Annotated in this window: 26 protein-coding genes and 1 pseudogene; 8 read left to right on the top strand and 19 right to left on the bottom strand. The window is 66.5% G+C overall.

The genetic code is table 11. The annotated features are described in order from the left end of the window. The first annotated feature begins 30 nt into the window (after positions 1-30). Positions 31-1,011: a Bug family tripartite tricarboxylate transporter substrate binding protein gene (locus ACQ858_RS02585; protein WP_431275287.1), complete on the top strand. Its 981-nt coding sequence runs from the start codon at positions 31-33 to the stop codon at positions 1,009-1,011. 4 nt (positions 1,012-1,015) lie between these two features. Here the strand turns inward: ACQ858_RS02585 and ACQ858_RS02580 are convergent, their stop codons facing one another. The 10 genes from ACQ858_RS02580 to ACQ858_RS02535 form a co-directional block, all read right to left on the bottom strand. Continuing rightward, on the bottom strand, positions 1,016-1,621 hold the full coding sequence (locus ACQ858_RS02580) for a glutathione S-transferase family protein (RefSeq protein ID WP_431275286.1): 606 nt from the start codon (positions 1,619-1,621) through the stop codon (positions 1,016-1,018). 29 nt (positions 1,622-1,650) lie between these two features. Continuing rightward, positions 1,651-3,351 carry an FAD-dependent oxidoreductase gene (locus ACQ858_RS02575; RefSeq protein ID WP_431275285.1) on the bottom strand — a complete coding sequence of 567 codons (1,701 nt, stop codon included), beginning with the start codon at positions 3,349-3,351 and terminating at the stop codon, positions 1,651-1,653. Next, entirely contained in the window at positions 3,348-4,076 is a 729-nt protein-coding gene (locus ACQ858_RS02570) for an SDR family NAD(P)-dependent oxidoreductase (RefSeq protein ID WP_431275284.1), read from the bottom strand. Before ACQ858_RS02570 ends, ACQ858_RS02575 begins: the two co-directional genes overlap by 4 nt. A gap of 12 nt (positions 4,077-4,088) precedes the next feature. After that, complete coding sequence (locus ACQ858_RS02565; protein WP_431275283.1) at positions 4,089-4,841, bottom strand: SDR family NAD(P)-dependent oxidoreductase; 753 nt, start codon at positions 4,839-4,841, stop codon at positions 4,089-4,091. Positions 4,842-4,866: 25 nt separating this feature from the next. Next, entirely contained in the window at positions 4,867-5,583 is a 717-nt protein-coding gene (locus tag ACQ858_RS02560; protein ID WP_431275282.1) for an ABC transporter ATP-binding protein, read from the bottom strand. Then, a complete protein-coding gene (locus ACQ858_RS02555) occupies positions 5,576-6,337 on the bottom strand; it encodes an ABC transporter ATP-binding protein (RefSeq protein WP_431275281.1) in 762 nt (253 codons plus the stop codon). Before ACQ858_RS02555 ends, ACQ858_RS02560 begins: the two co-directional genes overlap by 8 nt. Beyond that, the gene (locus ACQ858_RS02550) at positions 6,334-7,299 is read right to left on the bottom strand and encodes a branched-chain amino acid ABC transporter permease (RefSeq protein ID WP_431275280.1); all 966 of its coding nucleotides are present in this window, start codon (positions 7,297-7,299) and stop codon (positions 6,334-6,336) included. Before ACQ858_RS02550 ends, ACQ858_RS02555 begins: the two co-directional genes overlap by 4 nt. 5 nt (positions 7,300-7,304) lie before the next feature. Next, positions 7,305-8,204, bottom strand: coding sequence for a branched-chain amino acid ABC transporter permease (locus ACQ858_RS02545; protein ID WP_431275279.1), 900 nt, complete (start codon positions 8,202-8,204; stop codon positions 7,305-7,307). Between the two features lie 3 nt (positions 8,205-8,207). Continuing rightward, positions 8,208-9,446, bottom strand: coding sequence for an ABC transporter substrate-binding protein (locus tag ACQ858_RS02540; RefSeq protein WP_431275278.1), 1,239 nt, complete (start codon positions 9,444-9,446; stop codon positions 8,208-8,210). 61 nt (positions 9,447-9,507) lie between these two features. Continuing rightward, positions 9,508-10,281: an SDR family NAD(P)-dependent oxidoreductase gene (locus tag ACQ858_RS02535; protein ID WP_431275277.1), complete on the bottom strand. Its 774-nt coding sequence runs from the start codon at positions 10,279-10,281 to the stop codon at positions 9,508-9,510. A gap of 152 nt (positions 10,282-10,433) precedes the next feature. Here ACQ858_RS02535 and ACQ858_RS02530 point away from each other — a divergent pair, with 152 nt between their 5' ends. Beyond that, positions 10,434-11,102 (top strand): GntR family transcriptional regulator, encoded by a 669-nt coding sequence (locus tag ACQ858_RS02530; RefSeq protein ID WP_431275276.1) that lies wholly within the window; start codon positions 10,434-10,436, stop codon positions 11,100-11,102. Here ACQ858_RS02530 and ACQ858_RS02525 read toward each other — a convergent pair. From ACQ858_RS02525 to ACQ858_RS02515, 3 genes and pseudogenes are all read right to left on the bottom strand, one after another. Then, positions 11,071-11,775 (bottom strand): aromatic-ring-hydroxylating dioxygenase subunit beta, encoded by a 705-nt coding sequence (locus tag ACQ858_RS02525; protein WP_431275275.1) that lies wholly within the window; start codon positions 11,773-11,775, stop codon positions 11,071-11,073. The genes ACQ858_RS02530 and ACQ858_RS02525 overlap by 32 nt on opposite strands. Before the next feature lie 10 nt (positions 11,776-11,785). After that, positions 11,786-12,748, bottom strand: coding sequence for an SRPBCC family protein (locus tag ACQ858_RS02520; protein ID WP_431275274.1), 963 nt, complete (start codon positions 12,746-12,748; stop codon positions 11,786-11,788). A 73-nt stretch (positions 12,749-12,821) separates the two neighbouring features. Then, a pseudogene (locus ACQ858_RS02515) lies at positions 12,822-13,001 on the bottom strand (Rieske 2Fe-2S domain-containing protein); the annotation flags it as partial. Positions 13,002-13,231: 230 nt separating this feature from the next. Between ACQ858_RS02515 and ACQ858_RS02510 the strand changes: the two are divergent. Then, a complete protein-coding gene (locus ACQ858_RS02510) occupies positions 13,232-13,936 on the top strand; it encodes a Crp/Fnr family transcriptional regulator (protein ID WP_431275273.1) in 705 nt (234 codons plus the stop codon). Positions 13,937-13,948: 12 nt separating this feature from the next. Here ACQ858_RS02510 and ACQ858_RS02505 read toward each other — a convergent pair whose 3' ends face one another. Together ACQ858_RS02505 and ACQ858_RS02500 are read right to left on the bottom strand one after the other, a co-directional pair. After that, positions 13,949-14,920 carry a cation diffusion facilitator family transporter gene (locus tag ACQ858_RS02505; protein ID WP_431275272.1) on the bottom strand — a complete coding sequence of 324 codons (972 nt, stop codon included), beginning with the start codon at positions 14,918-14,920 and terminating at the stop codon, positions 13,949-13,951. A gap of 109 nt (positions 14,921-15,029) precedes the next feature. After that, positions 15,030-15,779: a hypothetical protein gene (locus tag ACQ858_RS02500; protein WP_431275271.1), complete on the bottom strand. Its 750-nt coding sequence runs from the start codon at positions 15,777-15,779 to the stop codon at positions 15,030-15,032. Positions 15,780-16,150: 371 nt separating this feature from the next. Between ACQ858_RS02500 and ACQ858_RS02495 the strand changes: the two genes are divergently transcribed. After that, on the top strand, positions 16,151-16,606 hold the full coding sequence (locus ACQ858_RS02495; RefSeq protein ID WP_431275270.1) for a DoxX family protein: 456 nt from the start codon (positions 16,151-16,153) through the stop codon (positions 16,604-16,606). Positions 16,607-16,824: 218 nt separating this feature from the next. Then, the gene (locus ACQ858_RS02490) at positions 16,825-18,378 is read left to right on the top strand and encodes an adenylate/guanylate cyclase domain-containing protein (RefSeq protein ID WP_431275269.1); all 1,554 of its coding nucleotides are present in this window, start codon (positions 16,825-16,827) and stop codon (positions 18,376-18,378) included. A 57-nt stretch (positions 18,379-18,435) separates the two neighbouring features. On the opposite strand, the gene ACQ858_RS02485 is transcribed toward ACQ858_RS02490, so the two are convergent. Together ACQ858_RS02485 and ACQ858_RS02480 are read right to left on the bottom strand one after the other, a co-directional pair. Then, positions 18,436-19,014, bottom strand: coding sequence for a dihydrofolate reductase family protein (locus ACQ858_RS02485; RefSeq protein WP_431275268.1), 579 nt, complete (start codon positions 19,012-19,014; stop codon positions 18,436-18,438). Continuing rightward, positions 18,980-19,558: an FHA domain-containing protein gene (locus tag ACQ858_RS02480; RefSeq protein ID WP_431275267.1), complete on the bottom strand. Its 579-nt coding sequence runs from the start codon at positions 19,556-19,558 to the stop codon at positions 18,980-18,982. Before ACQ858_RS02480 ends, ACQ858_RS02485 begins: the two co-directional genes overlap by 35 nt. Positions 19,559-20,332: 774 nt before the next feature. Between ACQ858_RS02480 and ACQ858_RS02475 the strand changes: the two genes are divergently transcribed. Then, the gene (locus tag ACQ858_RS02475; RefSeq protein ID WP_431275266.1) at positions 20,333-21,073 is read left to right on the top strand and encodes a hypothetical protein; all 741 of its coding nucleotides are present in this window, start codon (positions 20,333-20,335) and stop codon (positions 21,071-21,073) included. A gap of 119 nt (positions 21,074-21,192) precedes the next feature. On the opposite strand, the gene glmS is transcribed toward ACQ858_RS02475, so the two are convergent. Continuing rightward, positions 21,193-23,073, bottom strand: coding sequence for a glutamine--fructose-6-phosphate transaminase (isomerizing) (gene glmS, locus ACQ858_RS02470; RefSeq protein ID WP_431275265.1), 1,881 nt, complete (start codon positions 23,071-23,073; stop codon positions 21,193-21,195). 137 nt (positions 23,074-23,210) lie between these two features. On the opposite strand from glmS, the gene ACQ858_RS02465 reads away from it, so the two are divergent. Further along, a complete protein-coding gene (locus tag ACQ858_RS02465) occupies positions 23,211-23,690 on the top strand; it encodes an Lrp/AsnC family transcriptional regulator (protein ID WP_431275264.1) in 480 nt (159 codons plus the stop codon). A gap of 6 nt (positions 23,691-23,696) precedes the next feature. On the opposite strand, the gene glmU is transcribed toward ACQ858_RS02465, so the two are convergent. Beyond that, positions 23,697-25,127, bottom strand: a complete 1,431-nt coding sequence (gene glmU, locus ACQ858_RS02460; protein WP_431275263.1) for a bifunctional UDP-N-acetylglucosamine diphosphorylase/glucosamine-1-phosphate N-acetyltransferase GlmU — start codon at positions 25,125-25,127, stop codon at positions 23,697-23,699. A gap of 46 nt (positions 25,128-25,173) precedes the next feature. Between glmU and ACQ858_RS02455 the strand changes: the two genes are divergently transcribed. Further along, positions 25,174-26,007 carry a DUF6279 family lipoprotein gene (locus ACQ858_RS02455; protein WP_431275262.1) on the top strand — a complete coding sequence of 278 codons (834 nt, stop codon included), beginning with the start codon at positions 25,174-25,176 and terminating at the stop codon, positions 26,005-26,007. The last annotated feature ends 38 nt before the right edge of the window (positions 26,008-26,045 follow it).

Raw genomic sequence — 26,045 nt, 5'->3', positions numbered from 1 at the left:
ACACAGAACACAAGACCCCGGAGACAAGACATGACTCAACCGATTTCACTCTCTCGCCGTACATTGCTCGGCTTCGCTGCATCGTCACTGGCCGGCACCGCCCTTCCCGCTTTCGCACAACCGGAGAAGCCGGTGCGCCTCATCCTGCCGATCAGCGCGGGCTCGGGCGTCGACGTGATCGCGCGTTCCGCATCGCCGGCGCTCACGAAGACGCTCGGCCAGCCGGTGGTGATCGAGAACCTGCCGGGCGCGGGCGGCATCACCGGTGCGGCGGCAGTCGCGAAGGCGGCGCCCGATGGATCGACGCTCGGCCTGGTTTCCAACAACCACGTGATCAACCCGGCGGTCTACAAGAAGATGCCCTTCGACGCGGTCAACGACTTCACGCCGATCAGCGTGATCGGCGCGACGCCATTGGTACTGGTCGCGACGAAGAACCTGCCGGCGAAGAACGCCCGGGAGCTCATCGCACTGCTGCGCGCCAGGCCCGAGGAATACAACTACGCCTCGTCCGGCAACGGCACGGTGATCCATCTGGCTGCGGAGCTTTTCCTCGACCAGGCGAACGTCAAGGCACGCCACATCCCGTACAAGGGCACCGGGCCGATGGTGACGGACCTGATCGGCGGGCAGGTGCAGTTCGGTGTGGTGGCGCTGCCGGCAATCCAGCAGCACCTCCGGAGCGGCGCGGTGCAGGCCATCGGCCTGTGCGGCGCGAAGCGCTCGCCGGCAGCGCCGGACATCCCGACGATCGCCGAACAGGGCCTGCCCGACTACGACATCGAAGGCTGGTTCGCCGTGGTCGGCCCCGCGAAGATGACGCCCGCCGACACGAAGCGCGTGCACGATGCCTTCGTGAAAGCCTTCGAGAGCCCCGACGTGGTCGACGCGATGAACAAGCAGGGCAACGTCATCCAGCCCACCTCGCCGGAAGACGCGGCGAAGTTCTTCCGCAGCGAGGCTGCGCGCTACGCCGCGCTCGCGCGGAAGGCGAACGTGTCGCTGGACTGAGGCATCAGAGCGACCAGGTCGCGCCGAGCGACGGACGCTTGCGGGCTTCCTCGTACCATGCGGCGACCTTCGGGTGGACCGCACGCCAGTCGAAATCGGTGAAGCGCAGGTCCAGATACCAGAGCGCGCAGGCGACCGCGATGGTCCCGATGTTGAGCGGACCGCCGAGCAGCGCCGGGTCGTCTTCGAGGTGATCGATCGACGTGGTCGCCTTGTCGAGCTGTCCAGCGCGCCAGTCGGCCCAACGCAGGTTCTCGGGTCGCGCGACGTCCTCGTAGCGCGCGAGCAGCGCGGCATCGAGGATGCCGTCGCCAAGCGACTGCAGCGTCAGCGCGCGCCAGCGCTCGTTGCCGGCCGCGGGGAACAGGCTCCCCTTCGCCAGATCGTCTAGGTACTCGCAGATCACGCGGCTGTCGTAGAGCACCAGTCCATCGTCGGTGATGAAGGTCGGCACCTTGCCCAGCGGGTTCTTCGCGATGAGGTCGCGGTCGCGCGTGACCGGATTGGCGTTGGACGGCAGCAGCCGCACGCGACCGTCGAGGCCCAGTTCATGCGCCGCGACGAGGCACTTGCGCACGTAGGGCGAGGTAGGAGAGAAGTAGATCTGCATGAATGAGCTCCAGATTGCCGTGAACGGGTTCAGACCGCCGCGCCCGCCGCGTGCCGTCCTGCGACCCAGCCGAAGGTGAGCGCGGGCCCGAGCGTGATGCCGGGGGCCGGGTACTGGCCGCCCATCACCGAATGCATGTCGTTCCCGGCCATGTAGAGGCCCGGAATCGGCCGGCCGCTCGCGTCGAGCGCCTGCGCATTTTCGTTGCATGCGATCGCGCAGGCCGTGCCGATGTCGCCCGCATAGACCTTCACCGCATAGAACGGGCCCTTGCGCAACGGACCGAGGCAGGCGTTGGGCTGGTGGTCGGGGTCGCCGAGGTACTGGTTGTAGGCGGTGCCGCCCTTGCCGAAGTCCTCGTCCGTGCCCGCGTCCGCGAATTGGTTGAAGCGCTTCGCCGATTCCGCGAGCCCCTTCGCGTCGATCTTCAATTGCGCGGCGAGCTGGTCCAGCGTGTCGGCCTTGTGGAGATAGCCCGCGCGCACCAGGTGGTCGCGCGGCCGTCCGCCCGGCAACGCGAGCCCCAGGCCCCAGCGCTCGATGAAGTCGTGGTCGCAGACGAGGAAGGCCGGCAGCGTCGGCACGGTCTGGTTCGAGCGGTACATGGCCAGCACGAACTCGTGGTACGAGGTGGACTCGTTGACGAAGCGCTTTCCTGCCGCGTTGACCGCCATCAGCCCGGGCTTCGCACGGTCCCACACCAGATGCGGATAGCGCACCTGCGTGCCGTCGGGCTTCTCGAGGATCGACACCGGCGCCCAGAAGGCCGGGCTCGCATGCCCGGTGCCGAGCGCGGCGCCGGCCTGCATCGCGATGACGATGCCATCGCCCCGGTTGCCCGAAGGCGACATCGACCACGGGCCGGTGGGCTGCGGATAGATCTGCTTGCGCAGTGCCTCGTTCCACGGAAAGCCGCCCGTCGCGACGACCACGCCGCAGAGCGCCTGTACGTTCACCGGCTTGCCATTGCGCAGCACCGCGACGCCCGTGGCGCGGCCATTCTCGACATGGATGCGCTGCAACGGCGTGTTGAGCCAGTACGGAATCTTGCGATCGAGCACGCTGCGGAAGAGCCGCGCCGCCAGCGCATTGCCGAGCACGAGCCGCGTGCCCCGGTGGTAGCCCAAGAGCCGGTCGCCGAAGAAGCGCAGCACCAGCTTCATGCCCTCGCGCCACGAGGTGAACGACTTCGTGACCGCAAGCAGGTGCTTGGCATCGGTCATCGTGATCATCATCCCGCCGAGCACCATGAACTCGGGCAGCGGATCGCGCAGTTCGCGGAACGCCTGCCTGCCGAGCAGCCGGCCGTCGAACATCAGCGGATCGAGCGAACGGCCGCCGAGCGCCGCACCTTCGCGGTCCGGGTAGTAGTCGGGCGAATAGCTGCGCGCCTGCAGCTTCACATGCGTGTTCTTCTCGAAGAAGTCGACCGCCTCCGCACAATGGCGCAGGAAGGCCTGCTGCATCGCGACCGGCGAGGCATCGCCAACGGTGTGGCGCAGGTAGGTCGTAACCTTCTCGTGCGTGTCGGGGTGGCCGACCTTGGCCGTCTGTGCATTGAGCGGTGCCCAGACCGCGCCGCCCGAGATCGCGGTGGAGCCGCCCACGCGATCGGTCTTCTCGACCAGCAGCACGCTGCGCCCCGCGAAGCTCGCGGCGAGCGCGGCGGCCATGCCGCCGGTGCCGGCGCCGATCACGACGAGGTCGCAGGTCTCGTTCCAGTCCGTCATGCGCCCGACCCGCCCAGCGACTTGCCGCCGTCGACGAACAGCACCTGCCCGGTGATGAAGCCGGTCTGCGGCGAGACGAGGAAGGAGACCGCCTGCGCGATGTCCTCGGGCCGGCCGGCCCGGCCCGTGGGCTGCAGCGCGAGCTGCGCGGCGAGCCGCTCGGGGGTGAGCGCCCGCAGGATCGGCGTGTCGATCAGCCCCGGCGCGATCGCGTTGACCAGGATGCCGCGCGGCGCCAGCTCCATCGCGCTTGCGCGGGTGTAGCCGACGATCGCCGCCTTCGAAGCGACGTAGTGCGGATGGTTCTTCGCGCCGAGGTAGGCGCGCGAGGCGATGTTCACGATGCGTCCGCCATCGGCCATGGTCTTCGCGACTTCCTGCGTGAGCGTCGCGGCCGCGATCAGGTTGACTTCGTAGGCGCGGCGGAAGTCGGCGTTGGTCACTTCGAGGAACTTGCGCTCGTCGAAGATGCCGGCGTTGTTGACCAGCGCGCTCACCGGCGGCAGCGAGCGCACCAGCGCGCGCACCGCGTCTTCGTCGGTGAGGTCGAGCACCTGGCAGCGCACGCCGAGGCCCATGCCCGCGAGGCGCGCCGTCTCGCGTTGCGCGAGTGCCGCATCGCGGTCCACCATCACCGCATCGAAGCCGTCGCGCGCGAGGCGCTCGACGATCGCAAGGCCCATGCCGCTCGCACCACCGGTGATCAGGGCAATCGGTTTTGTCATCTCCAGCACTCCTTAGGCCGACAGGAAGCCGCCGTCCACCGGCAGCACCACACCGTTCACATAGCTGGCCATCGGCGAGCAGAGGAACACCACCGGCCCGACGATTTCCTCGACCTCGCCGCCGCGCGCCATCGGCACGCGGTGCATGTACCAGTCGGTGCCGCCGGGCACCGCGAGCTGCGGCGCGACCATCTCGGTGAGCATCAGCCCGGGCGCCACCGCATTGGCGCGCACGCCGAAGGGCGCGAGATCGCGCGCCAGCGCCTGCGTGAACGAGCGCACCGCACCCTTCGACGCGATGTAGCCCGCCGACGAGATGCCGCTGACGAACGCGACGATCGACGAGAGATTGACGATGCAGCCGCGCGTCTCCTTGAGCTGGGGCACGAAGGCATGCGTCACGTTGAAGAGGCCTTGCAGGTTCACGTCGATCAGGCGGTCCCACACCTCGGGCGCCTGTTCGTCGTCGATGCGCGAGCGGGCCGAGATGCCGGCGTTGTTCACGAGGATGTCGAGCGCGCCGAAGCGCTCGTTCACCTGTGCCGCGAAGTCGCGCACGCCAACGCGCTGCGTCACGTCGATCGCGAGGGGCCATGCCTCGCCGCCAGCGGCGGTGATGGCGGCGGCCGTCCGCGTCGCGCTTTCCAGTTGGATGTCGGCCACGATCACGCGCGCGCCTTCGCTTGCGAAGCCGGCAGCGATCGCGCTGCCCAGTCCGCCGCCGGCGCCGGTGACCAGCGCCAGTTTGTCTTTCAGCAGTTCCATGGGGTTTCTCTGTGAGGAAGGGAATTCAGACGCCCAGATAGGCGCGGCGAACCGCGGGATCGTCCATCAGCTGCTTCGATGGGCCCTCCAGGTTCAGCTCGCCGTTCTCGAGGATGTAGGCGTAGTCGGCGACTGCGAGCGCGAGGCGAACGTCCTGCTCGACCAAAAGGATGGTCAAACCGCGTTCGCGATTGAGCTTCTGGATGGCCTCGAAGATCTGCTCCACCAGCAGCGGCGAGAGGCCCATCGAAGGTTCGTCGAACATGATCATGCGAGGCCGTGCCATCAGCGCACGGCCGATTGCGAGCATCTGCTGCTCGCCACCCGAGAGCGTCGAGGCCTTCTGCTCGCGCCGCTCCTTCAGGCGCGGGAACATCGCCCAGACCTGCTCGAAGTCCTCCGCCGCCTCGCGGCGGTTGCCGCGCAGGTAGGCGCCGAGTTCGAGGTTCTCCTGCACGCTCATGTCCTTGAAGACCTGCCTGCCCTCGGGCACCTGCACGAGTCCCCTTGCCACGATTTGGTCGGAATGCAGCCGCGAGATCGAATGGCCGTCGAACAACACCTCGCCGCGTGCTTCGATCAATCGCGAGATCGCATTGAGCGTGGTGCTCTTGCCCGCGCCGTTGCTGCCCAGCAGCGCGACGATGCCGCCCTGGGGCACCGCGAGCGACACATTGGATAGCGCCTGGATGGCGCCGTAGGAGGCGCTCACGCCCCGCAGTTCGAGCAGGTTGTCAGACACGGGCGGCTCCCTTGCCCAGGTAGGCTTCGATGACGCGCGGGTCCTGGCCGATCTCCTGCGGCGTTCCTTCCGCGAGTTTCTGGCCGAAGGACATCACGGTGATGCGATCGGAAATGGACATCACGAGCTGCATCACGTGCTCGACCAGCAGCACGGTGATGCCGTCGCGGCGCGACAGCTCGGTCAGGAGCTTGTCGAGATGCTCGATATCGGCATTGCGCAGGCCCGCGGCCGGCTCGTCGAGCAGCAGCAGGCGCGGCTTGAGCGCGAGCGCGCGTGCGATCTCCAGCAGCTTCTGGTGGCCGAAATCGAGTTCCCTCGCGCGGGTCATGCGGTCGTGCGTGAGTCCGACACGCTCGATCAGGCTGTCGACCAGGTCGCACGTCTCGCCGTCGGGCCGGCGCAGCAGCTTGCCGAGCGTGTTGGCGCTGTGCGCATGGCAGCCCAGCAGCACGTTCTCCCACACGCTCAGCTCGCCGAAGAGTTCGAGGTTCTGGAAGGTGCGCGCGACACCGAGGCCGGGCATCTGCGCCGGACGGTGGTTCGAGACGTCGTTTCCATCGAGATGGATGCGGCCCGAATTCGGCTGGTAGTAGCGCGAGATGCAGTTGAAGGTGGTCGACTTGCCCGCGCCGTTCGGTCCGATCAGCGCGTGGATGCTGCCGCGCTGCACCTGGAACGACAGGTCGTTGACCGCGGTGAGCCCGCCGAACTTGACGGTGATGCCCGAGATGTCGAGGAAGGGCTGGCTCATTGCGCAGCCCTCCGAACGGCGGGTTGCTGTGCGGACGATGCAGCCGCCGGCGCACGCTGCGAACGGTCAGCAAACAACCCCCGCGGCTTGAACATCATGAAGCCCATCAGGATCACGCCGTAGATGATTTCCTGGATCGAGAGCGCCTGCCGCAGCAGCTCGGAGATCAGCCCGAACACGATCGCGCCCGCGACCGCGCCGCGCACGGAGCCGATGCCGCCGACCACCACCATCGTGAGCACGAGGATCGTTGTCTGGAAGCCCAGGCTTTCCGGGTGGATGAACGAGACGAACAGCGTGTACATGCCGCCCGCGATGCCCGCGAAGGCCGCCGAGACCGCGAAGGCGCTCTGCTTCATCGCCTTGACGTCGACGCCCATCGCCATCGCGGCGACGTCGCTTTCGCGCACCGCGCGCAGCGAGGCGCCGTACTGCGAGCGCGACAGCGCGACCGTGGCCCAGAGCATCAGTCCGGCGATCACCACCACGAAGGGGTAGGCCTGCAGGTCGTTCGTGAGCTTGTAGCCGAACAGCTCGGCCGGCTGCATGCGCATGCCGTTCGATCCGCCGGTGACGCTCTCCCAGTTCAGGAACACCCACTGCATCGCCTCGCCGAAGGCGAAGGTGGCGAGCGCGAGATAGATGTCGCGCATGCGCAGCGCCAGCAGGCCGATGATGTAGCCGAGCACCGCCGACAGCACGCCGCCCGCGAGGATCGAGACGAGGAACGGCGGATGCCACGCGGTATTGATGATGCCGGCCGTGTAGATGCCGATGCCGTAGAAAGCGGTGTGCGAGAGCGCGAACTGCCCCGCCTCGCCGATGACCACGTGCAGGCCCAGCGAGAGCACGACGAACACCATCAGCAGGTTCGCGATGTAGAGCACGTAGCCCGACACGGTGAACGGCAGCACCAGCAGGACCACGGCGCCGAGCAACAAGGCCCAGCGGTCGGGATTCATGGACTTCATACTTTCTTGACCTGCAATGCGCCGCCGAGAATCCCTTGCGGACGCACGATGAGCGTGACCAGGATCGCCAGAAACGGCGCGACCACGATCGCGTTGGTGGAGATGAACAGCCCCACGAGGTTCTCGATCACGCCGACGATGAGGCCGCCGAGCACCGCGCCGGGCAGGCTGTTGAAGCCGCCGACGATGGCCGCCGCGTAGGCCAGGATCGCGATGTGCGCGATGTCCGGCGTGATCAGGATCTTGGGTGTGATGAGCAGCGCGGCGAGCGCCGAGATCAGCCCCGACAGCGCCCACACCATCATGCGGATGCGGGAGAGCCGGATGCCCACGATCTGCGCCGCGCGCGGGTTCATGCCCACCGCGCGCATCGCCTTGCCGATGCGGGTCTTGTTGAACATCAGGTAGATCAGCACCATCGTCACGACCGAGGTCACGAAGATCGCGATGTCCAGCCACGTGAGTGCAGCGTCGCCGATCATCACCGGGTCGCTCGGAAAGAGCGACGGCAGCGAGCGCGGCGTATCGCCGAGGCCGGTCTGGCGCACCAGCCCCTTGAGCGTGTAGGCGAGGCCGAGCGTGGCGATCACGAACTGCACGCCGACGCCCTTCGATTGCGTGACGCGCTCCATCACCACGCGCTGGAACACCGCAGCGATCGCGGCGACCGCGACCAGCGTCAGCGGAATCACCAGCGCGTACGAGAGATTGGCCGCCAGCAGCATCAGCGCGATGTAGCCGCCGGCCATGAAGATCTCGCCCTGCGCGAAGTTCGGCACGTCGGTGGTCTTGAACACCGCCACGATGGCGATGGCCAGCAGCGCATACACGCTGCCGGTGACCAGGCCCGACAGCACGCCCTGCTGCAGGAAGAGCCAGATGTCAGAGAGAGTCATGTTTCACACGCGGGCGGCCGGGGTCGCGCGCCGGTCACTTGGGGGCTGGTAGGTCCACTGGCTCGCGTAGGTGCCGGGCACCAGCGTCTTGTTCTCGCCGTCGAACTTGAGGTAGATCGCCGACTTCTGACCCGCGTGGTCGGCCGCGGTCAGCTCGATCGGGCCGGCCATCACGCCGGTGTCGATCTTGGTCTTCGACAGCGCATCGAGGAACTTCTCGCGCGTCAGTTGCGGCCCGGCCGCCTTCAGCGCATTGACCACCACCATCGCGGGCGGGATGCCGTAGGGCATGTAGGTCTGCGGATAGCCCGGCTTGGCGGCCAGCTCGGGGTAGTAGGTCTTGTACATGTCGTAGACCCACTTGAGCTTCGGGCCGCCCGGTACGTCGGCCAGCACTTCCTGGATATAGACGTTCTTGAAGGCTTCCTTGTTGCCGACGTTCTCCACGAGCTGCTTGAGGTCGGCGGTGCCATTGACGCCGATCACGATCGGCTTGTTCCAGCCCAGCTCCTGCGCCTTCTTCACCAAGAGGCCGACCGGGCGCGCATAGGTGGTGATGAGCAGCACGTCCGGGTTGGCCGCGCGGATCTTGAGCATCGGCGCGGTGACGTCGGTGAGGTTCGGGTTGATCGACTGCACCTGCAGGTCGGTACCGAGCTTCTTGGCCTGGAACTGCGCGGCCTCGAGGTTCCAGCCGCCGTAGGCGTCGTCGTGGTTGATGTAGCCGATCTTCTTGGCCTTGAGGTGTTCGGCCGCGAACTGCACCATCGAGCCGCCCACCGCGCGCTGCGAGATCGAGAACGCACCGTAGATGTACTTCGACGGCGGATAGAGGGCGCCGTCGCCCGAGGCGTTGAGCATCACGAAGGGGATCTGCTCGCGCTCGACGTATTCGCGCGCGCCGACCACCGCCGCCGAGCAAGAGCCACCGTTGAGCGCGAAGACCTTGTCCTGCTCGGTCAGCTTCTTGACCGCGGCCAGCAGGTCGTTGGCGTTGCAGCGGTCGTCCTCGACCACGAGCTCGATCTTGCGGCCGTTGACGCCGCCTTCCTTGTTGACCTTGTCGTAATACATCTTGGCCGCGTTCATCACGTCGAAGCCGTAGGCCATCGAGTTGCCGGACAAGGGACCGAACAGGCCGATCTTGATGGTCTTGTCGGTCACGCCGGGCTCGCCCTGGGCGTGCGCGGCGCCGAGGGCCAGCACGCAGGCGGCGGCGGCGAAGGTGCGAAGGAATTTCATGCTGTCTCCTGTGAAGGGCTGTGTTTTCGAGTTGGATGGGGTGGCAGGCCGACGCTCGGCCTCACTGCATGCGGTAGCCACCGTTCACGTCGATGACGTTGCCGGTGATGTACTCGGCCGCCGGCGAAACGAGGTAGGCCACCGCCGAGGCCACGTCGTCGACCGTGCCGACGCGGCCCAGCGGGATGTTCTGCGCCGCCGCGGCGAGCGCACCGCTGCTGGTGACGGTGGCGCGCAGCATGTCGGTGTCGATCAGCCCCGGCGCGATCACGTTGGACGTGATTCCGAGGTGCGCCGATTCGCGCGCGAAGGCCTTCGCGTAGCCGTGCACCGCCGCCTTCGCGCCGATGTAGGCCGCGCTGGAACGGTAGCCGCCCAGTTGCGCCGCGACCGAGCCGAAGAAGACCACCCGGCCCTGCGCGAGCGGATTCGCTTCGCGGCGGCGCAGGTATTCGCGGCTGCACAGGAAGGCGCCGCGCGTGTTCACCGCGAAGCTGCGCTCCCATGTATCCATGCTCATGTCCTTGATCAGCGGACGCTCGCCGTTCGGCAGGATCAGAAGGCCGGCCACGCAGACCAGCACCGCGACCGGGCCGTGGGCGGCTTCGACCCGCTCGAAGAGGCGGATGACGGCCGCTTCGTCGGCCACGTCCACCGTCTCGCCCGCGTGGCCCGCGCCGAGTTCCCGGGCGACACGCGCCGCGTTGTCGCCGTCGATGTCCGCCACTACCACGCGCAGCCCCTGCTGCGCGAGCTGGCGGCAGACCGCCTCACCGATGCCCCGGCCGCCGCCGGTGACCAGCGCGAGGCGCCGTTCCTTGCTGTCCTGACTCATCCTGATCTTGCTCCGTTTGATGCGGCGCAATGCCGCTTTGATGGCGATTATGTATACATGATGCCTCTCAATCTCTGGGGTTTACCCTGAAAATGGCGATTTCATAGCCATCATGTATACTTGCCGACACCGCAGATGGAGGAAGACGAGACGTGCAAACGCTGTCCCAACAGGTCACCGAGACGGTGCGCGACTGGATCCTTCACGGCCGTTTCGAGGCCGGGGAGCGCATCGAGGAAATTCCGCTGGGCGAGGTGCTCGGGGTGTCACGCACCCCCGTGCGCGCCGCGCTCGCGACTCTGGCCAGCGAGGGCCTGATCGTCCACCAGCCCAAGCGCGGCTATGTAGTGCGCGAGTTCGAACTCGACGACATCCTTGCCGCCTACGAGGTCCGCGCGGTGCTCGAAGGGCTGGCCTGCCGCAGCGCCGCGCAGCGCGGCCTGAGCGATGAGCAGGCGCGCACCGTGCTCGACTGCCTCGCCACCGGCGACCGCATCCTCTCCCGTGGCGCGCTGGATCCCGAGGCGCACGAGCCTTACCAGAAGATGAACGTGGACCTGCACAACACGCTGCTCGCCGCCGCCGCGAACCCGTGGCTCGGGCGCTTCGCGGAACAGGCCCACAATATCCCCTACGCCTCGGACCGCATCGTGCTGTGGGACGTGGAATACGGCGTGATCCTGCGCTCGCACGGCGACCACCACCGCATCGTCGAGGCGGTGCTCGCGCGCGATGCGGCCCGCGCGGAGCAGCTCATGCGCGAGCACGTCTACTACGCGGGCGTGATCTTCAAGAACAACTTCGAGCGGCGGAAGAAGTAGCTACACCCAGACCTGCAGCACGTAGTCGAACGGCGCCTGGCCGTTGAAGAGATCGACCCGCTGCAGCACGATGCGCAGCGCACCGCCTGCATCGCGCACCAGCGTGTGCCGGTAGGTGCCGCCGAAATGCCGCACGTCGTCGCGGCGCAGCTCCATCATGTGGGAAGCGCGAACGGACCTGGATCGCGTTGCCGTCTGCCGATTCAATGGCGACGTTGCCGACGATGTGATTGGTCTCCCACATCGGCGCCTGCGACCACGCATTGGGATGCGAGACGCGGCCCTTTCGGATCTCCATCATCAGCTTGTCTTCCGCGAAGATCGACGGCGAGCCTTCCCACTCGGTCTGCTCGGGCATGACCGGCATCCAGTAGATGCCACGTTCGTCGAACAGGTCCATCCACGCCTGCCAGAGCTTTCGGTCGAGCAGCTCGGCCTGCAGGTAAAGCAGTTGCTCGACCTCACGCTGCAGGTCGTTGCCGACGACGAGTCCGGCGCGCGGCACATCGGTGGCCGACGGAACGGGCGCGCGCGGCGAGTGGTCGGGCGCCAGCGCCTGCGCGCCGGTGGGCGCATCGCCAGTGCCGCCCTCGATCACCACGTCCTGCGCGAGCAGGTGTTCGAAGTCCGGTCCGGCATCGGGAATCGCGGAGGAGGTTTGGCTTGTATTCATGACCATCCCCTCACTCGGCCGACATGTACGTCGACCATGCGCGGAACTGGCTGCGCATCACCGCCTCGGAGGTGCCGTGGTTCGAATAGGTCACGCCGCCCTCCTCGCGGTCGTCGCCGAAGTAGCGGTGGAAGCTGACCCAGTCGCCGCCGTTGGATTGCAGTCCCCATTGCCCCTTGGTCCAGTTCTCGAGGTCGTCGGCATTGATCATCGTGGCCGGCGAGTTGACGAGGTTGTAGTACCAGAGGCTGCGGCGGTAGATGGCCTCCGGCGCCCCCTTCAGGCGGAAGTGCCAGATCTCCGAGAGCGTCTTGTCCGGCGAGATCGGCCGCAGGCAGCGCAGCTGCTGCAGCGGCGACTGCACAGAGAGGTACGGATAGACCAGCACATGGTGGATGCTGCGCGAGAGGTATTCCTCCGCGCGCTGCTCGCCATAGGCCTCCTTGAGCAGCGCTTCGTGCGCGAGCGTGTCCGGGTCCTGCGGCCGCAGCCCCATGTAGGCCTTGAGGATGCCGTGTCCGTGCGGAAAGTTGATCGTCTGCACCGAATTCCACTGCTCGAAACTCGACGCGAAGGCCGAGAGGTAGTGGTAGTACAGCGGCACCTTCTCCTGCTGCGCCTTGAGCCGCTTCTCCACGCGCCCCGCCGCGATGCCGGTCGACTGGTGCGTGACCGAGGGATGCAGCGCATCAAGCTGGTTCTCCATGAAGAACTTCCAGTTCGAATGCTGGATGACGCGGTGGCAGATCGGCACCACTTCCACCTCGCCGACCGGCGAGCGGTCGCACATGTCGTCGAACGCGACCCGGGCCTCGCCGAGGAATTCCATGAGCGATGGCCCCTCGTGCGCGAGGCTTGCGAAGACGAAACCCCGGCAGCTGTCCACCCGCGCCGCCGGCTTCACGCCGCAGTCCGGGTTGTCGCGCGTCATGCGCGTGCCCTCGTAGCCCTGCGCGAGCGGGATCGCGCGCACCGAGCCGTCGAGGTGGGAAGCTCCATGCGTGATAGGAGCACACGATGCTGCTGCCGGTGTTGCCCTTGAGATTGCCCACGAGCTGCACCCCGCGGTGCGGGCAGCGGTTGTACAGCACCCGCACGGAACCATCCGCCTGCCGCACCATGAACATCGGCTGGCGGCCGATGGTCACCGCGTAGTAGTCGCCGGGTTTGGGCACCTGCGAGACGTGGCCGCAGTAGACCCAGGTGCGCTCCCAGATCTTCTCCATCTCGGCATCGAAGATCGCCGGGTCGGTGTAGACGGTCCTGTGGACGCGGTCGGGCTCGACCAGCGCGTTCAGCTCGAAGTTCTTCATCGTGCCTGTCCTTTGTCGTACCCGGGTCCCGGGCCGGACCCGGAACGGAGTTTGCTCCCGGCATGGCGTGGGATGTCCCTGATTTACCCTCACGGCGCCGCCTCGATACGCTACGCTTTCGCCCGGCCGCCACAAGGAGCCCCATGTCCTCCATCGCACTGCTCGACACTGCGCTCGTCGCGCTCTACAAGGCGCTCGAGACGCCCGTGGGCATCGTCGCGCTCTGCTCGGCGGGCATCGCGGGTGCCCTTGTCATCGTCAGCGCCTTCGTCAAGACCATGATCCCGCTGCGCTGCCTCGCGGTGGGCGGCAACCTCGGCTTCCTCATCTACGGCGCGCTGCATCCTTCGTTCATCATGGTGCTGCTGCACGGCACGATGCTGCCGATCAACCTCTACCGCACGGCCGAAATGGTGCGCCTCACGCGCCGCGTGCGGGCCTCGGCGAACTCCAGCGACCTCTCGGGCGTCTGGTTGCGGCCCTACATGCGCAAGCGGCGCCTGCGCAAGAACGGCGTGCTCTTCCGCAAGGGCGAAGCGGCCACGCACCTTTACTTCCTCGCCGAGGGAAAGATCGAATTCGTGGAGATCGGCGAAGTCATGGACGCGGGCCGGCTCTTCGGCGAGATCGCCTTCTTCGCGCCGAACAAGCGCCGCACCCTCACCGCGCGCTGCGTCACGCCGTGCACCGTGCTGCAGATCGACGAGAACACCTTCCGGCAGCTCTACTTCCAGAACCCGGCCTTCGGCTTCGAGGTGGTGAAGCTCGTGGCCGGCCGGCTGCTCGCGGACCGCCACCGGCTGGAGGAAAAGCTCGCAGCGGTCGAGGCACACCCGCCCAACGCCTGAGGGCATCGCCGCTCAGCGCAGGCGCTCCCTTTCCTCTGGCGTCGCCAGTGCCACGATCGCGCGGGCCACGGACTTGTGCTCCATGATGCGCATCTCCAGCGTGTGCAGGATGCGCGAAAGCGCCGCCTGGTCGTGCTCGCCCGCGATCACCACCCGCACCACCACGATCAGCCGGTCGGGCCCGACGAATTCCGCGAAGAAGAAGGTCACGCGCTCCACCAGGGGCACCGCCTCGAGCGCCTTCACCGCCGCCCTGCTGCGCTCCTCCGAGAGCGGCATGCCTGCAAGGTAGTGCCGGTTCACGTTGATGAGGAACAGGCCCGCCACACCCATCAGCACGCCGATCAGCATCGAGCCAGCCGCGTCGTACGCCACCTGCCCGGTGATCTGGTGCAGCGCCATGCCCATACCGGCCACCACGAGACCGACCAGCGCCATGAAGTCGCCCGTCACGACCGCGCGCAGCTGCGTATCCGAGGTGTCGAACACATGCTTGAGCACGCCGAGGTCGCGCTCCACCGCCCGCTCGCGCACGAACCGGATCGCCTGAATGAACGACACGAACTGCAGCCCGAACGACAGCGCGATCACGATGTAGCCGAAGCGGTAGTCGGTGGTCGCGTCCGGCAGGTCGAGCTGCCGCAGCCCGCGCCAGAAGCCCACCTGCGCGCCCACCACGAACATGCCGATCGAGGCGAACAGCGACCACACGTACGACTCGCGGCCGTAACCCAGCGGATGCCCGGTGTCGGCCGGCCGGCGCGCGGCGAGGTAGGCGGCGATGAGGAAGATCTCGGTGACCGTCGAGACCCACGAATGGACCGCCTCCGCCGACATCGAGGCCGAGCCGGTGTACACCGCAGCGACAGTCTTGCCGATCGCCATCAGCGCGCCGGTGCCAAGCGCGATCGCCGCCGAGCGCGCCTGCCCCGGAACGGGCGCATCGGTGCCGAGACGACGGTGGAAGCGGCTGAAGGTCCTCATCGCCCCAGACTACCGCATCCTATCGCGGCACAGGGCCGATGATGACGGACCTGCTCTGCGGGCGGCTCGATGCCTCCGCGATCGGCGCCGCGGTCCCCTGCGGCCGTTTTCAGGCCACGGCCGTCGAGTAACGCTCCAGCAGCGCCTGCACCTGGGTTTCGACCTCGTCGAAACGCGCGATCGCCTCTTCGCGCTCCACGCGCAGGCGGCGCAGGCGCTGGCTGGCTTCCGACCACATCCGGCCTTCGCCTTCGTCGGCCAGGAAGCGCAGCGGAAAGCGCACGGTGCGGGTGGCGACGCGCGATCCCGCGCGGCGTGCCCGGCGTTCGACCACGGCGACGAGCTCGTCACCTTCGACACGACAGGCGAAGAGCGAGTCGCGGGCGGGGTCGAGCGGCCGGAACCGCGTGTCGTAGTGCTCGCCGTTGCCGGCCGCCAGCCATTGCGGCCGGAAGAGCTCGCGGTGCATCCGCATCCGGCTGAAGAGCTTCGCGCCCAGCCAGTCCAGCAGCTCGTGCCGCCTCGCGGTGCTCGCGCTGCCCTTGCCGCGCACGCGGTCGAGTTCCAGCAGACGGTCCATGAAGGCGGAAGTCTCCAGGGCTTCGGCCTTCGGCAGCACCGGGCGGCTCGCCGCCAAGCCGCGCGAGAACGGCGCCTGTGACTTCGTCGGCGGCCAGTCGGTGCCCGCCAGCAGATGCGCGTGCAAAGCGCTGCGCGCGGACGGCGGCCGCGCCGGCGTTGCGGCCGCCGGGGCCCGTCGGACGCGCGACGCCTTCGCGAAGAGCCAGCCTTCGCCCATCAGGAACCTCAGCAGGCGCCTGGGACCGGCGAGTGTCGTTTCAGAAGAAGCATTCAGCATGCGCAACCTCTCTTTCCATCAGCTTGTTCCGGGCCCCTCCGACGCCATCCGATCGCCTCGGGGACCCGCCATCCAATGAGCGCTAGGCTATCCGAGCCCGCACGAATCGCATTCGCCGAGGTCCGATGGAAATACCGCTGAGTTCGACCAATCGAACCTGAAGCCCCCGGGTTGGCCGTCCACACGGAGTTGCTCCAGCATGTGCGTAAACGCACATCCAGGCGAGTCGGCTGAAAGCAAACTTCGCCCCATCGAACCGTCGCGCCCGAGGGGGCGAGATGGGCTCGAGTTCTCAACCCCCCTTTCTTCAAGGAGTTCATCATTAACAAGATGTCGTTTGTGCTCGCCACCACCGTCGTGAGCGACACGCAATGAACGCGGTCATGACTGCCCCCGGGGCCGGATCCAACCGGGGTCCGGCTTCTTTTTCGACGGATGACGCCGGCAAGCTCGTCTTGCGCGTGACGGTCGGCGTGCTGGTGCTTCTCCATGGGCTGTTCAAGCTCGGCGCCGGTCCCGGCTTCGTCCTCAAGATGCTGGCCGCCCACAACCTGCCCGCTGCGCTGGGCTATCTTGTCTACGTCGGCGAGGTCCTCGCTCCCGTGTTGATGATCGCAGGACTGTGGACGCGCGCCGCCGCAGCCGTCGTGGTCGTCAACATGGTCGTGGCCATCCTGCTGGTGCACACCGGCCAGTTCTTCGCGCTGACAAACCAGGGAGGCTGGGCGCTCGAGCTGCAGGGGCTGTACCTGTTCGGCGGGTTCGCCGTCATGCTGCTGGGCGCCGGCCGCTACGCGCTGGCAGGCGATCAGCGCGGTCTCAACTAGGTCCACCCTCGTTCAACCCAGCGCCAGCGCGACGAGTCGCTCTGGCGCTGGGGTTCTGGAGACCGAAGGGCGGGGGTTCACGCCGCGGCGATTATGCTCACGCGCCGATGACGTCCTCGCCCACCCAACCCGCGCTTCGCCTTTCCCGCCGCAACCTGCGCTGGGCGAGCGGACTGATGCTCATGGTCTATGTGTCGCTGCATCTGCTCAACCACGCCATGGGCCTGGTGTCGTTGCAGGCCGCCGAGACGACATTGCGATGGGCCAGCGCGCTCTGGCATTCGTGGCCGGGGACCTTGCTGCTGTATGGTGCCGCAGCCATTCATCTCGCGCTGGCGTTTTCGGCCCTCTGGGAGCGTCGCACGCTGCGCATGCCCGTACCCCAGCTGTTGCGCATCGGACTCGGCCTGGCTTTGCCGCTGCTGCTGGCCTCGCACCTGGCGGCAACACGCGGTCCCTACAGGCTCGTCGGTTTCGAGGCGACGTACGCGCAGACCTTGCGAAACCTCTGGGATGCCGGCGGCTGGTGGCAGATGCTCGTCATGGTGGTGGCTTGGACGCACGGATGCATGGGGCTGCACTTCGCCCTGCGCCAGCGCCCTTCCTGGCGTCACGCACAGCCTCTCCTGCTGACGGCCGCGGTTGTCCTGCCCCTCATCGCGGCGCTCGGCTTTCTGTCGATGGGGCGCGAAGCTGCAGCCAACCCGATGGCGAACAGTCAACCGCCCTCCAGCGTTTCCACGCTGCTCAAAGACGCAGCCGGCACAGGGCGCATGGGCTACGCCGCCGGACTGTCCGTCTTCCTGATCGCGCTCGCATGGCGGGCGAGATCGGAGCGCCTGAGCGGACGGACGATCACGCTGACCTATCCTGACCGCATCGCCAAGATCCCCTTGGGCTGGAGCGTCCTGGAGGCCAGTCGCGAGCACGGCATCGCACACTTGTCCGTGTGCGGCGGCCGCGCCCGCTGCTCGACTTGCCGCATTCGCGTTTCGGGCCCCGTCGCGCACTGTCCTCCTCCAGGTCCGGATGAACAGCGGACTCTCGCCCGCGTGCGTGCCGGCCCGAATATTCGACTGGCGTGTCAGCTGCGACCGCTGGGTGACCTGCGGGTCACGCCGGTGATGGCAGCTCGGACAGCAAGCCTGAACAGGCTCGACAGCGAGCGGGACATCGCCGTGCTCTTCGTCGATCTGCGACGCTGGTCCGGGTTGTCCGAGAAGCAATGGCCCTTCGACCTGGTCTACGTCCTGGACCACTACTTTGCGCTGGTCGGGGACGCGGTCCACGAATCGGGCGGAGTGGCCAACCAGTACATCGGGGACAGCGTCATGGCCCTCTTCGGCCTGGAAGGAAATCTTCAGGCCGCGTGCCGCAGCGCCCTTCACGCGGCAAGGCTCATCGACGAACGCATGCGCATCTGGAGCAAGGTCTTCGAACAAGAGTTCGGGCAACCCCTGGCGTTCGGGATCGGAATCCATGCCGGTAGCGCCGCGGTGGCTGACGTCGGGCACCGCGACATCCGTTCGTTCACCGCCGTGGGCGAAGTGGTGAACACAGCCAGCCGGCTGCAGGACCAGACCAAGCTGCACGATGCGACGCTCGTGATCTCGGACTTCGCGGCCCGCAACGCAGGCATTCCCGAATCGGAGATCTCGGTGGAGCGGATCTCGGTGCGAGGACGACAGGCCCCGTTGGATGTGCTCGTGCTCGACTCGGGTGCGCTGGCGCGGCTGGATGGGAGGACCGAGGCTGCTGCTGCTGAGTCCTAGAGAGACTTGGGCCGTCACGCAATTGCGACGAGCGACCGCTTCTGGCGCGCAATCCAGTCACACCGCGCTGACGCCGGAGAAGCCTTCCTTGTTCACCTCGTAACGCAGCTCCGCCATTCCAGCCCCCATCTGATGAGCGGATACCAGGCGCAGGCTTGGGCTCAGCACTCTTCGGGGGAACAGCGGCTTCCCCTTGCCAAGAGTAGCCGAGCCAATCTGGACGATGATTTCATCCAGTAGGCCAGCATCGTGGAACTGACCGGCGAGGTCGCCGCCGCCAACAATCCAAATATTCGCGTCGCCGGCCACGGCCCGCATCTCCGAATGGATAGTTCGGACATCGCCGTTGACGAACCGAATGTCTGCGCCGCCAATTGCGGGGAGATTGCGGCTGGAAAACACCCATGCTGCCTGGGCGTATGGCCAAGGCGAGCCAGTCTCGGCAGCGACTGTTTCTGCGTTGCGTACCATCCATTCATAGGTCGCAGAGCCCATAGCCAAAGCGCCGACTCTTGAGATGAAATCCGGATAGCTGGAACTGCTCAAGCTCCCGAGAGGGAACAGCCATTCCAGCGAGTCGTCCTCGGTGGCCAGAAATCCATCAAGGCTTGTAGATGTGTAGTACTGGGTTTTCAAGGTTTGTCCGATGCATCTCAGCTCGCGTTGAATTCCGTCCTTCCTCCCCGTCCTTTAAGGCGGGGAGGATGTCAAAAAGGTTCAACATGGTGCTCGCGGGGCGTTCGCGTGACCCATTCGCCGTTCCATCGGCCAAGCCGGCATGCTCCGAATTGCGCAGGAGGTCAAGTTCAGGCAACGGCGCCCTTGCGGGTTGGAATCTGTCTGGGTGGCTCGGGCCGGCCAGCGCCAATTCCTTGGGCAACTCGAAGTTGGTATGTCGCGTCAGAAAACGGATGTCGCAATCGCCGACGCTAACCAAGTCCCCATGACGCAATGCCAACTGCTTTACACGTCGGCCATTGACCCGGGTGCCGTTGAGGCTGCCGAGGTCAATCAGCCACATGGTGCCTCCATCAAGGAGAAGTTCCAGGTGGCGCCGGCTCACGCTGGGGTGGTCAATTTGGATATCGCTGCTTGCGTGCCGTCCGACGAGGGTACGTTCGTGGGACAGTTCGATTTGCTTCGGGGCTAGATTCTTTCGCATCAAGAGCAATCGGGCCATCTATCGAAACTCCGGCGGGCAGGTAGGTCGTTTTCGCTATTACAAAGTGTAACCCAAATGACTTATTGGCGAGCCGTCGCTGCCAGGACGAATGCGCGAACCTGCCCTCAGTTCCGAAAGATGGAATTTCCCTTGACCGTTACCGGCTGGCCGACGGCGAATGAACTTCCGGACTCAATCGTGCGCAGTGAGCCGTCCTGCATACGCACGTTGATGCTGTAGACAGCGTGCGTGTTTCGGTTCCTTTCGACCGCGTTGCCCGCCATCGCACCACCTGCGGCGCCGGCGACGGTGGCGAGCGTGCGCCCCTCCCGCTTCCGACCTGATTGCCCACGACGCCGCCGACCACGCCGCCAGCCACGGCGCCGACCCCCGATGTGGATCCAGCTTGGACACGGTTCACAGACTCCACGGTGCCGCAGACGGAGCAGCCGACCGCGGCGCTCTGAGCATGCACCGTGCCCAGCGCTGTGGCGAGCAGGCAGGCGGCTGTCCACCGCACTCGGAAATTGAAACTCGATGCCATGAGGACCCTTTGTCTTCGTTGCCGTTAAGAACCCGCTGGAGACCCGAGGGCCTTCCAACTGCGCCAGAGCCAGCGCAGACCAGCTCCACGGGAATGCTGCACGAGGGTCGCGACGCACGCAAGCGCATCAAAGTACGGCGAAGAGGACTCGAAGATACGTGAATGCCGGGGCTGGCTCCGCTTCGGGCCCGAACACGCCGCTAGTCAATTGGGGGCTCACAAGGTCAAGCCTTACTACACTGGCCGAGATGAGCCATCCCCTTCAACCGAACGGCGTGCGAGACCTACTGACTTCCTATTTCTGGAGTGGCGACGCCATCCGCAGTCGAAGCGTGAGTGATGTCGTGCTATGGGGCACGGTAGACGTTCCTGTGCCCCCTGCACGTCTGACTGCTGATTGGGAAAGGGAGACATCTTCGCGCTTGGGCCTAGAACCCGGAGACGTCGAGGCATTGCCTTTGGCGCGAGCACGTGCGCGCTGGCCGGACTACAAGCACTGCGCGCAGGCGGTGGCTGATTGGACGCGCACGCTCGGACTGCCTGGGGTTCTTGCCTCCAGCGACGTAGCCCTCATGGCCTGCCGCGGCGCGAAGTACCACCATGACGGTGCGCAATATGGAGGTGCGGCCTTTTGCAATCTCTTCCTGAGCGAGGACAGAGGTCTGGACTTGCATTTTCCATCTGCAGGTCATCGGATTCCCCTCACACGGGGCACGGCTGTGATATTCGATACCGGCCAGCCTCACGCCGTAATTCAACGCCGCAGCAGTGGCTTTCATGTGGCCGACTTCGCTTCCGGCCAGGATTGCACCCAGGTATTCCTGACCTGGGAGCTCTCCATCGAGGATGCCCATGTCGGGCGCGCACTTCGGATCAACTTCGACATCGACCCTTCGACCTCGCTGCAACTGGACGAAGGGCAAGTTTGGCTGAACGGCGCACGGGCCAATTTGTGCCCGGATTCTGGTCGGTGGTGCAATGCCGACTGACGGTGAGGTTACACCGCGGTGTGCCCTGGCAATGTGGTCGGCGCGTTCAAAAGAGTCGGCGTTTTGCACGGCCTCGGCATCGTTCAGTTCTCCAGAGGAGTACTAGCGGCCCCCGCCCGTCACTCGACCGTGACGCTCTTCGCCAGATTCCGCGGCTTGTCCACGTCGGTGCCGCGCGCGCAGGCGGTGTGATACGCCAGCAATTGCAGCGGCACCACGTGCAGCAGCGGCGACAGCGCGCCGTAGTGCTCGGGCATGCGGATCACGTGCACGCCTTCGGAGCTCTCGATGTGCGTGTCGCCATCGGCGAGCACGTAGAGCACGCCGCCGCGCGCGCGCACTTCCTGCAGGTTGCTCTTGAGCTTTTCGAGCAGCGCGTCATTGGGCGCGACAGCGACCACCGGCATCTCGCTGGTCACGAGCGCGAGCGGGCCGTGTTTGAGCTCGCCGGCCGCATAGGCTTCGGCGTGGATATAGGTCACCTCCTTGAGCTTGAGCGCGCCTTCGAGCGCAATCGGGAAGTGCAGGCCGCGGCCGAGGAAGAGTGCGTTCTCCTTGCGCGCGAAGTCCTCCGCCCAGCTGATGATCTGCGGCTCCAGCGCGAGCACCGATTGCAGCGCGACCGGCAGGTGGCGCATCGCCTTCAGGTAACGCGCTTCGTCCTCGTCCGACAGCCGGCCTCTCGATTGCGCCAGCGCGAGCGTGAGCAGGAAGAGCCCCGCGAGCTGCGTGGTGAAGGCCTTGGTCGACGCCACGCCGATCTCCGCGCCGGCGCGCGTGATGTAGGCCAGCTTGCACTCGCGCACCATCGCGCTGGTGGCGACGTTGCAGATGGTGAGCGTGTGCTCCATGCCCAGCGAACGCGCATGCTTGAGCGCGGCCAGCGTATCCGCGGTCTCGCCCGACTGGCTGATCGTGACGACCAGCGTCTTCGGATCGGGCACCGATTCGCGATAGCGGTACTCGCTCGCGATCTCGACCTGCGTCGGGATCTTCGCGATGTCTTCGAGCCAGTACTTGGCGGTGCAGCCGCTGTAGTAGCTCGTGCCGCAGGCGAGGATCAACACCTTGTCGATCTCCTTGAACACGCGCCACGCGGCGGCGCCGGACGTGCCGTCGCTTGCGATGCCGTCGAACAGTTCCGGCACGATGCCTTCCACGCCTTCGAGCGTGTCCGCGATCGCGCGCGGCTGCTCGAAGATTTCCTTCTGCATGTAGTGGCGGTAGGGCCCGAGTTCGGCCGCGCCGCTGTGCGCCTGAACGGTGCGCACCGGTCGCGTCACCGGCTTGTGCGTGCGATCGACGATCCAGTACTTGCCGGGCTGGATGTCGACCACGTCGCCTTCCTCGAGGTAGACGATCTGGTCGGTCACGCCGGCCAGCGCCATCGCGTCGCTGGCAAGGAAGTTCTCGCCCTCTTCCTTGCCCACGCCGAGGATCAGCGGCGAACCGGCGCGCGCGCCGACCACGCGATGCGGCTCGTCGCGGCAGATCGCGGCGATCGCATAGGCGCCCTGCAGCTGCTTGACGCTCGCCTTCACGGCTTCGAAGAGATCGCCGTCGTACTGGCTGTCGATGAGGTGCGCGATGACCTCGGTATCGGTCTGGCTCACGAAGGCATAGCCCTTGGCCTGCAGCGCTTCGCGGAGCTTCTCGTGGTTTTCGATGATGCCGTTGTGGACCAGCGCGATGCGGCCGGGCCGGTTGGTTTCGGCATCCGCGCCGGGCCCGTGGCTGAAGTGCGGGTGCGCGTTGTGGACCACCGGCGCGCCGTGCGTGGCCCAGCGCGTGTGCGCGATGCCGGTGAGCCCTTCGATGTGATCGCCCCGCACCTGCGCCAGCAGGTCGGCCACGCGCGAGGTGGTGCGCGCGCGCTGCAGGCCGCCGGCATGCACCGCCACGCCGCAGGAGTCGTAGCCGCGGTATTCGAGACGCTGGAGGCCCTGGACGAGCACGGGAACGATGTTGCGGCCTGAAACGGCGCCGACGATGCCACACATGGGAGATGCTCCTGATTGCGAGTTGGTGAGATCGTACGATCGCTCGAAAGAAATTTATGGACTTGTTACTGCCATTTTTCGACTTTTTATTTCATTGATTCGATAGTTTCAACTTTTATTTCACGATAATTGTCTTTGTGAAAAAAATCTATCTCGATGAAACCGATCTTCGCCTTCTGGACGCACTGCAAAGGGATGCCTCGCAAAGCAACCAGTCGCTCGCGGAGCGCTTCAACATCTCGCCGCCGACGTGCCTGCGCCGGGTGCGCCGGCTGCGGGAATCGGGCTGGATCGACGGCGAAGTCGCGATCCTCGACACCGGCCGCATCGCACCCCTGCTCACCGCGATCGTGGAGGTTTCGCTGGACCGGCAGGACGCCTCGGCGCTCGATGCCTTCGAGCAGCGCGCGGCGGCCGACGACGCGGTGCAGCAGTGCTACCGCGTCTCGCCGGGACCGGATTTCGTGCTGATCGTGACCGTGCGCGACATGCCGGGCTACCACGCACTCGCACAACGGCTCTTCACGAACGACGCCAACGTGCGCAACGTGAAGGCCTTCTTCAGCGTCAAGCGCGCGAAGTTCTCGCCTCGCGTGCCGCTGCCCGGGATCGACTGAAGACGTTCAGTTCTTGGGCGCCTTTTTCGGACGCTGCCAGTTGGGGAAGCTCGTCTGACGCGCGCGCGAGATCGTCAACGCACCGGGCTCGGTGCTCTTCGTCACCGTCGAGCCGCCGCCGATGGTGCCGCCCGCGCCGATGGTGATCGGCGCCACCAGCACGCAGTTGCTGCCCACGTGCACGTCGTTGCCGATGATCGTGCGGTGCTTGTTGGCGCCGTCGTAGTTGGCCGTGATGCTGCCGGCGCCGTAGTTGACGCGCTCGCCCACCGTCGCATCGCCGAGGTAGGCCAGATGGTTCGCCTTCGCGCCGGCCGCGAGCGTGGAGTTCTTGACCTCGACGAAGTTGCCGATGTGCACCTCGGGCCCGAGACGCGCGCCCGGTCGCAGCCGCGCGAACGGCCCGACGAGCGAGCCCGCGCCCACGGTGACCCCGGCCTTCTCGCCGTCGATGTGCGTGAAGGGATGGATCACCGCGCCAGTCTCGATGCGCGCGTTGGCGATGACGCAGTTCGCGCCCACGCGAACGCCCGCGCCCAGCGACACCGCGCCCTCGAAGACGCAGTTGACATCGATCTCCACGTCCGCCTCGCAGGCCAGCGTGCCGCGCAGGTCGAAGCGCGCCGGATCGGCCAGCCGCACGCCCTGCGCCATGAGCGCCTCGGCCTGGCGAAGCTGAAAGGCGCGTTCGAGCGCGGCCAGTTGCAAGGGCGAATTGACGCCGAGCACCTCGATCGCATCGTCCGTGCGGTGGGCGACGATCGGCACGCCGTCGACCGAGGCGAAGCCCACCACGTCCGTCAGGTAGTACTCGCCCTGCGCATTCTTGTTGTCGAGGCGGGCGAGCCATGCCTTGAGCAGGCGGCCCGGCACCGCCATCACGCCGGTGTAGATCTCGTCGATGGCGCGCTGGGCATCGGTGGCGTCCTTTTCCTCGACGATCGCGAGCACGTCGCCGTCAAGCTGCCCTTCGGCGCGCAGGATGCGTCCGTAGCCCTTCGGGTGAGGGGTGCGGATGGTGAGCAGCGCGAGACGGCGTCCGGCGCTCTGGGCGACCAGCGCACGCAGGGTGGATTCGCCGATCAGCGGCACGTCGCCCGAGAGCACGACCACCGTGCCGTCGTCCGGCAGATGCGGCACCGCCTGCTGCACCGCGTGGCCGGTACCGAGCTGCGGCACCTGTCGCGCGAACTTCGGTGTCGCGCCGGCTATCGCGCCCTCGAGCGCGGCCTCGACCTCGGATGCGCCGTGGCCGGTCACGACGACGACGTTGCGCGCGCCGATGCGCGTCGCGGTATCGATCACATGCGCCACCAGCGCGCGCCCTGCCAATCGATGCAACACTTTGGGCATGCTGCTTTTCATGCGCGTGCCCTTGCCGGCCGCCATGATGACGACGTCGATGGGTTCTGGATTCTGCTGCGGGGTCTGATTCATGCCATTTTTCCGGATGCGTTGCGCAAGGCTGGCGCGAATTATCGGGGTGCTGGTGATCACGGGATGCATCGCGGCGTGCAGCCTGATCAAGCTCGCCTACAACAATCTGCCGGAAGTGAGTTACTGGTGGCTCGACAGCTACGTGGACTTCGACAGCACCCAGACGCCGCGCGTGCGCGACGGCCTCACGCAAGTGCTGGAGTGGCACCGGCAGAACGAGCTGCCCAGGGTCGTCGACTTGCTGCGGCAGACGCGCACGCTGGCGGGCGACGACGTCACGCCCGCACAGGCCTGCGAGCTGGTCGAGGCGATCCAGGCGCGGCTGCTCGCGCTCGCCGAGCGCGCGGTGTCCGCGGGTGCGGACGTGGCCTTGAACCTCACCGATGCGCAGCTCGCCCACATCGAACGAAAGTACGCGCGGATCAATGCCGACTACCGCAAGGAATGGGTCGATCCGAGCCTGAAGGACCAGCGAGAGAAACGCTACGAGCAGTTCCTCGAGCGCAGCGAGGACTTCTACGGGCCGCTCGATCCGGCGCAGCGCGATCTGCTGCGCCGGCAGATCGCGCAGTCCAGCTTCGATCCGCGCGAGATCGACGCCAACCGCAAGGCCCGACAGCAGGAAATCCTCGCACTCCTTCGGCGCCTGCAGGCCGAGAAGACCGCCCCAGCCGAAGCGCAGGCCGCGGTGCGTGCCTTTGTGCGTCGCGTGGCGGACCCGACCGGAACGGCGCGTGTGCGGCGCCATGCGCTGCTTGAAGAGTCATGCCGCAACATCGCCGAACTGCACAACCAGACGACGCCCGGGCAGCGCAGCAAGGCTCGGCAGCGGCTGCAAGGCTACGAGGACGATCTGCGCGAGCTCGCGTCCGCGCTTTGATCGCCCGAACTATGACGAACGGCACACGCAATATCTCG

This window comes from Variovorax ureilyticus (genome assembly GCF_050632185.1).
Taxonomy (GTDB): domain Bacteria; phylum Pseudomonadota; class Gammaproteobacteria; order Burkholderiales; family Burkholderiaceae_C; genus Variovorax; species Variovorax ureilyticus_A.
Note: the sequence above shows the minus strand (reverse complement) of the source record. Positions and strands in the feature narration are given on the sequence as shown.

Coding starts and splice junctions, on each gene's coding strand:
- ACQ858_RS02585 (WP_431275287.1), top strand. CDS start 31: ATGACTCAACCGATTTCACTCTCTCGCCGTACATTGCTCGGCTTCGCT.
- ACQ858_RS02580 (WP_431275286.1), bottom strand. CDS start 1,621: ATGCAGATCTACTTCTCTCCTACCTCGCCCTACGTGCGCAAGTGCCTC.
- ACQ858_RS02575 (WP_431275285.1), bottom strand. CDS start 3,351: ATGACGGACTGGAACGAGACCTGCGACCTCGTCGTGATCGGCGCCGGC.
- ACQ858_RS02570 (WP_431275284.1), bottom strand. CDS start 4,076: ATGACAAAACCGATTGCCCTGATCACCGGTGGTGCGAGCGGCATGGGC.
- ACQ858_RS02565 (WP_431275283.1), bottom strand. CDS start 4,841: ATGGAACTGCTGAAAGACAAACTGGCGCTGGTCACCGGCGCCGGCGGC.
- ACQ858_RS02555 (WP_431275281.1), bottom strand. CDS start 6,337: ATGAGCCAGCCCTTCCTCGACATCTCGGGCATCACCGTCAAGTTCGGC.
- ACQ858_RS02550 (WP_431275280.1), bottom strand. CDS start 7,299: ATGAATCCCGACCGCTGGGCCTTGTTGCTCGGCGCCGTGGTCCTGCTG.
- ACQ858_RS02545 (WP_431275279.1), bottom strand. CDS start 8,204: ATGACTCTCTCTGACATCTGGCTCTTCCTGCAGCAGGGCGTGCTGTCG.
- ACQ858_RS02540 (WP_431275278.1), bottom strand. CDS start 9,446: ATGAAATTCCTTCGCACCTTCGCCGCCGCCGCCTGCGTGCTGGCCCTC.
- ACQ858_RS02535 (WP_431275277.1), bottom strand. CDS start 10,281: ATGAGTCAGGACAGCAAGGAACGGCGCCTCGCGCTGGTCACCGGCGGC.
- ACQ858_RS02525 (WP_431275275.1), bottom strand. CDS start 11,775: ATGAATACAAGCCAAACCTCCTCCGCGATTCCCGATGCCGGACCGGAC.
- ACQ858_RS02510 (WP_431275273.1), top strand. CDS start 13,232: ATGTCCTCCATCGCACTGCTCGACACTGCGCTCGTCGCGCTCTACAAG.
- ACQ858_RS02505 (WP_431275272.1), bottom strand. CDS start 14,920: ATGAGGACCTTCAGCCGCTTCCACCGTCGTCTCGGCACCGATGCGCCC.
- ACQ858_RS02500 (WP_431275271.1), bottom strand. CDS start 15,779: ATGCTGAATGCTTCTTCTGAAACGACACTCGCCGGTCCCAGGCGCCTG.
- ACQ858_RS02495 (WP_431275270.1), top strand. CDS start 16,151: ATGAACGCGGTCATGACTGCCCCCGGGGCCGGATCCAACCGGGGTCCG.
- ACQ858_RS02490 (WP_431275269.1), top strand. CDS start 16,825: ATGGGCCTGGTGTCGTTGCAGGCCGCCGAGACGACATTGCGATGGGCC.
- ACQ858_RS02480 (WP_431275267.1), bottom strand. CDS start 19,558: ATGGCCCGATTGCTCTTGATGCGAAAGAATCTAGCCCCGAAGCAAATC.
- ACQ858_RS02475 (WP_431275266.1), top strand. CDS start 20,333: ATGAGCCATCCCCTTCAACCGAACGGCGTGCGAGACCTACTGACTTCC.
- glmS (WP_431275265.1), bottom strand. CDS start 23,073: ATGTGTGGCATCGTCGGCGCCGTTTCAGGCCGCAACATCGTTCCCGTG.
- glmU (WP_431275263.1), bottom strand. CDS start 25,127: ATGAATCAGACCCCGCAGCAGAATCCAGAACCCATCGACGTCGTCATC.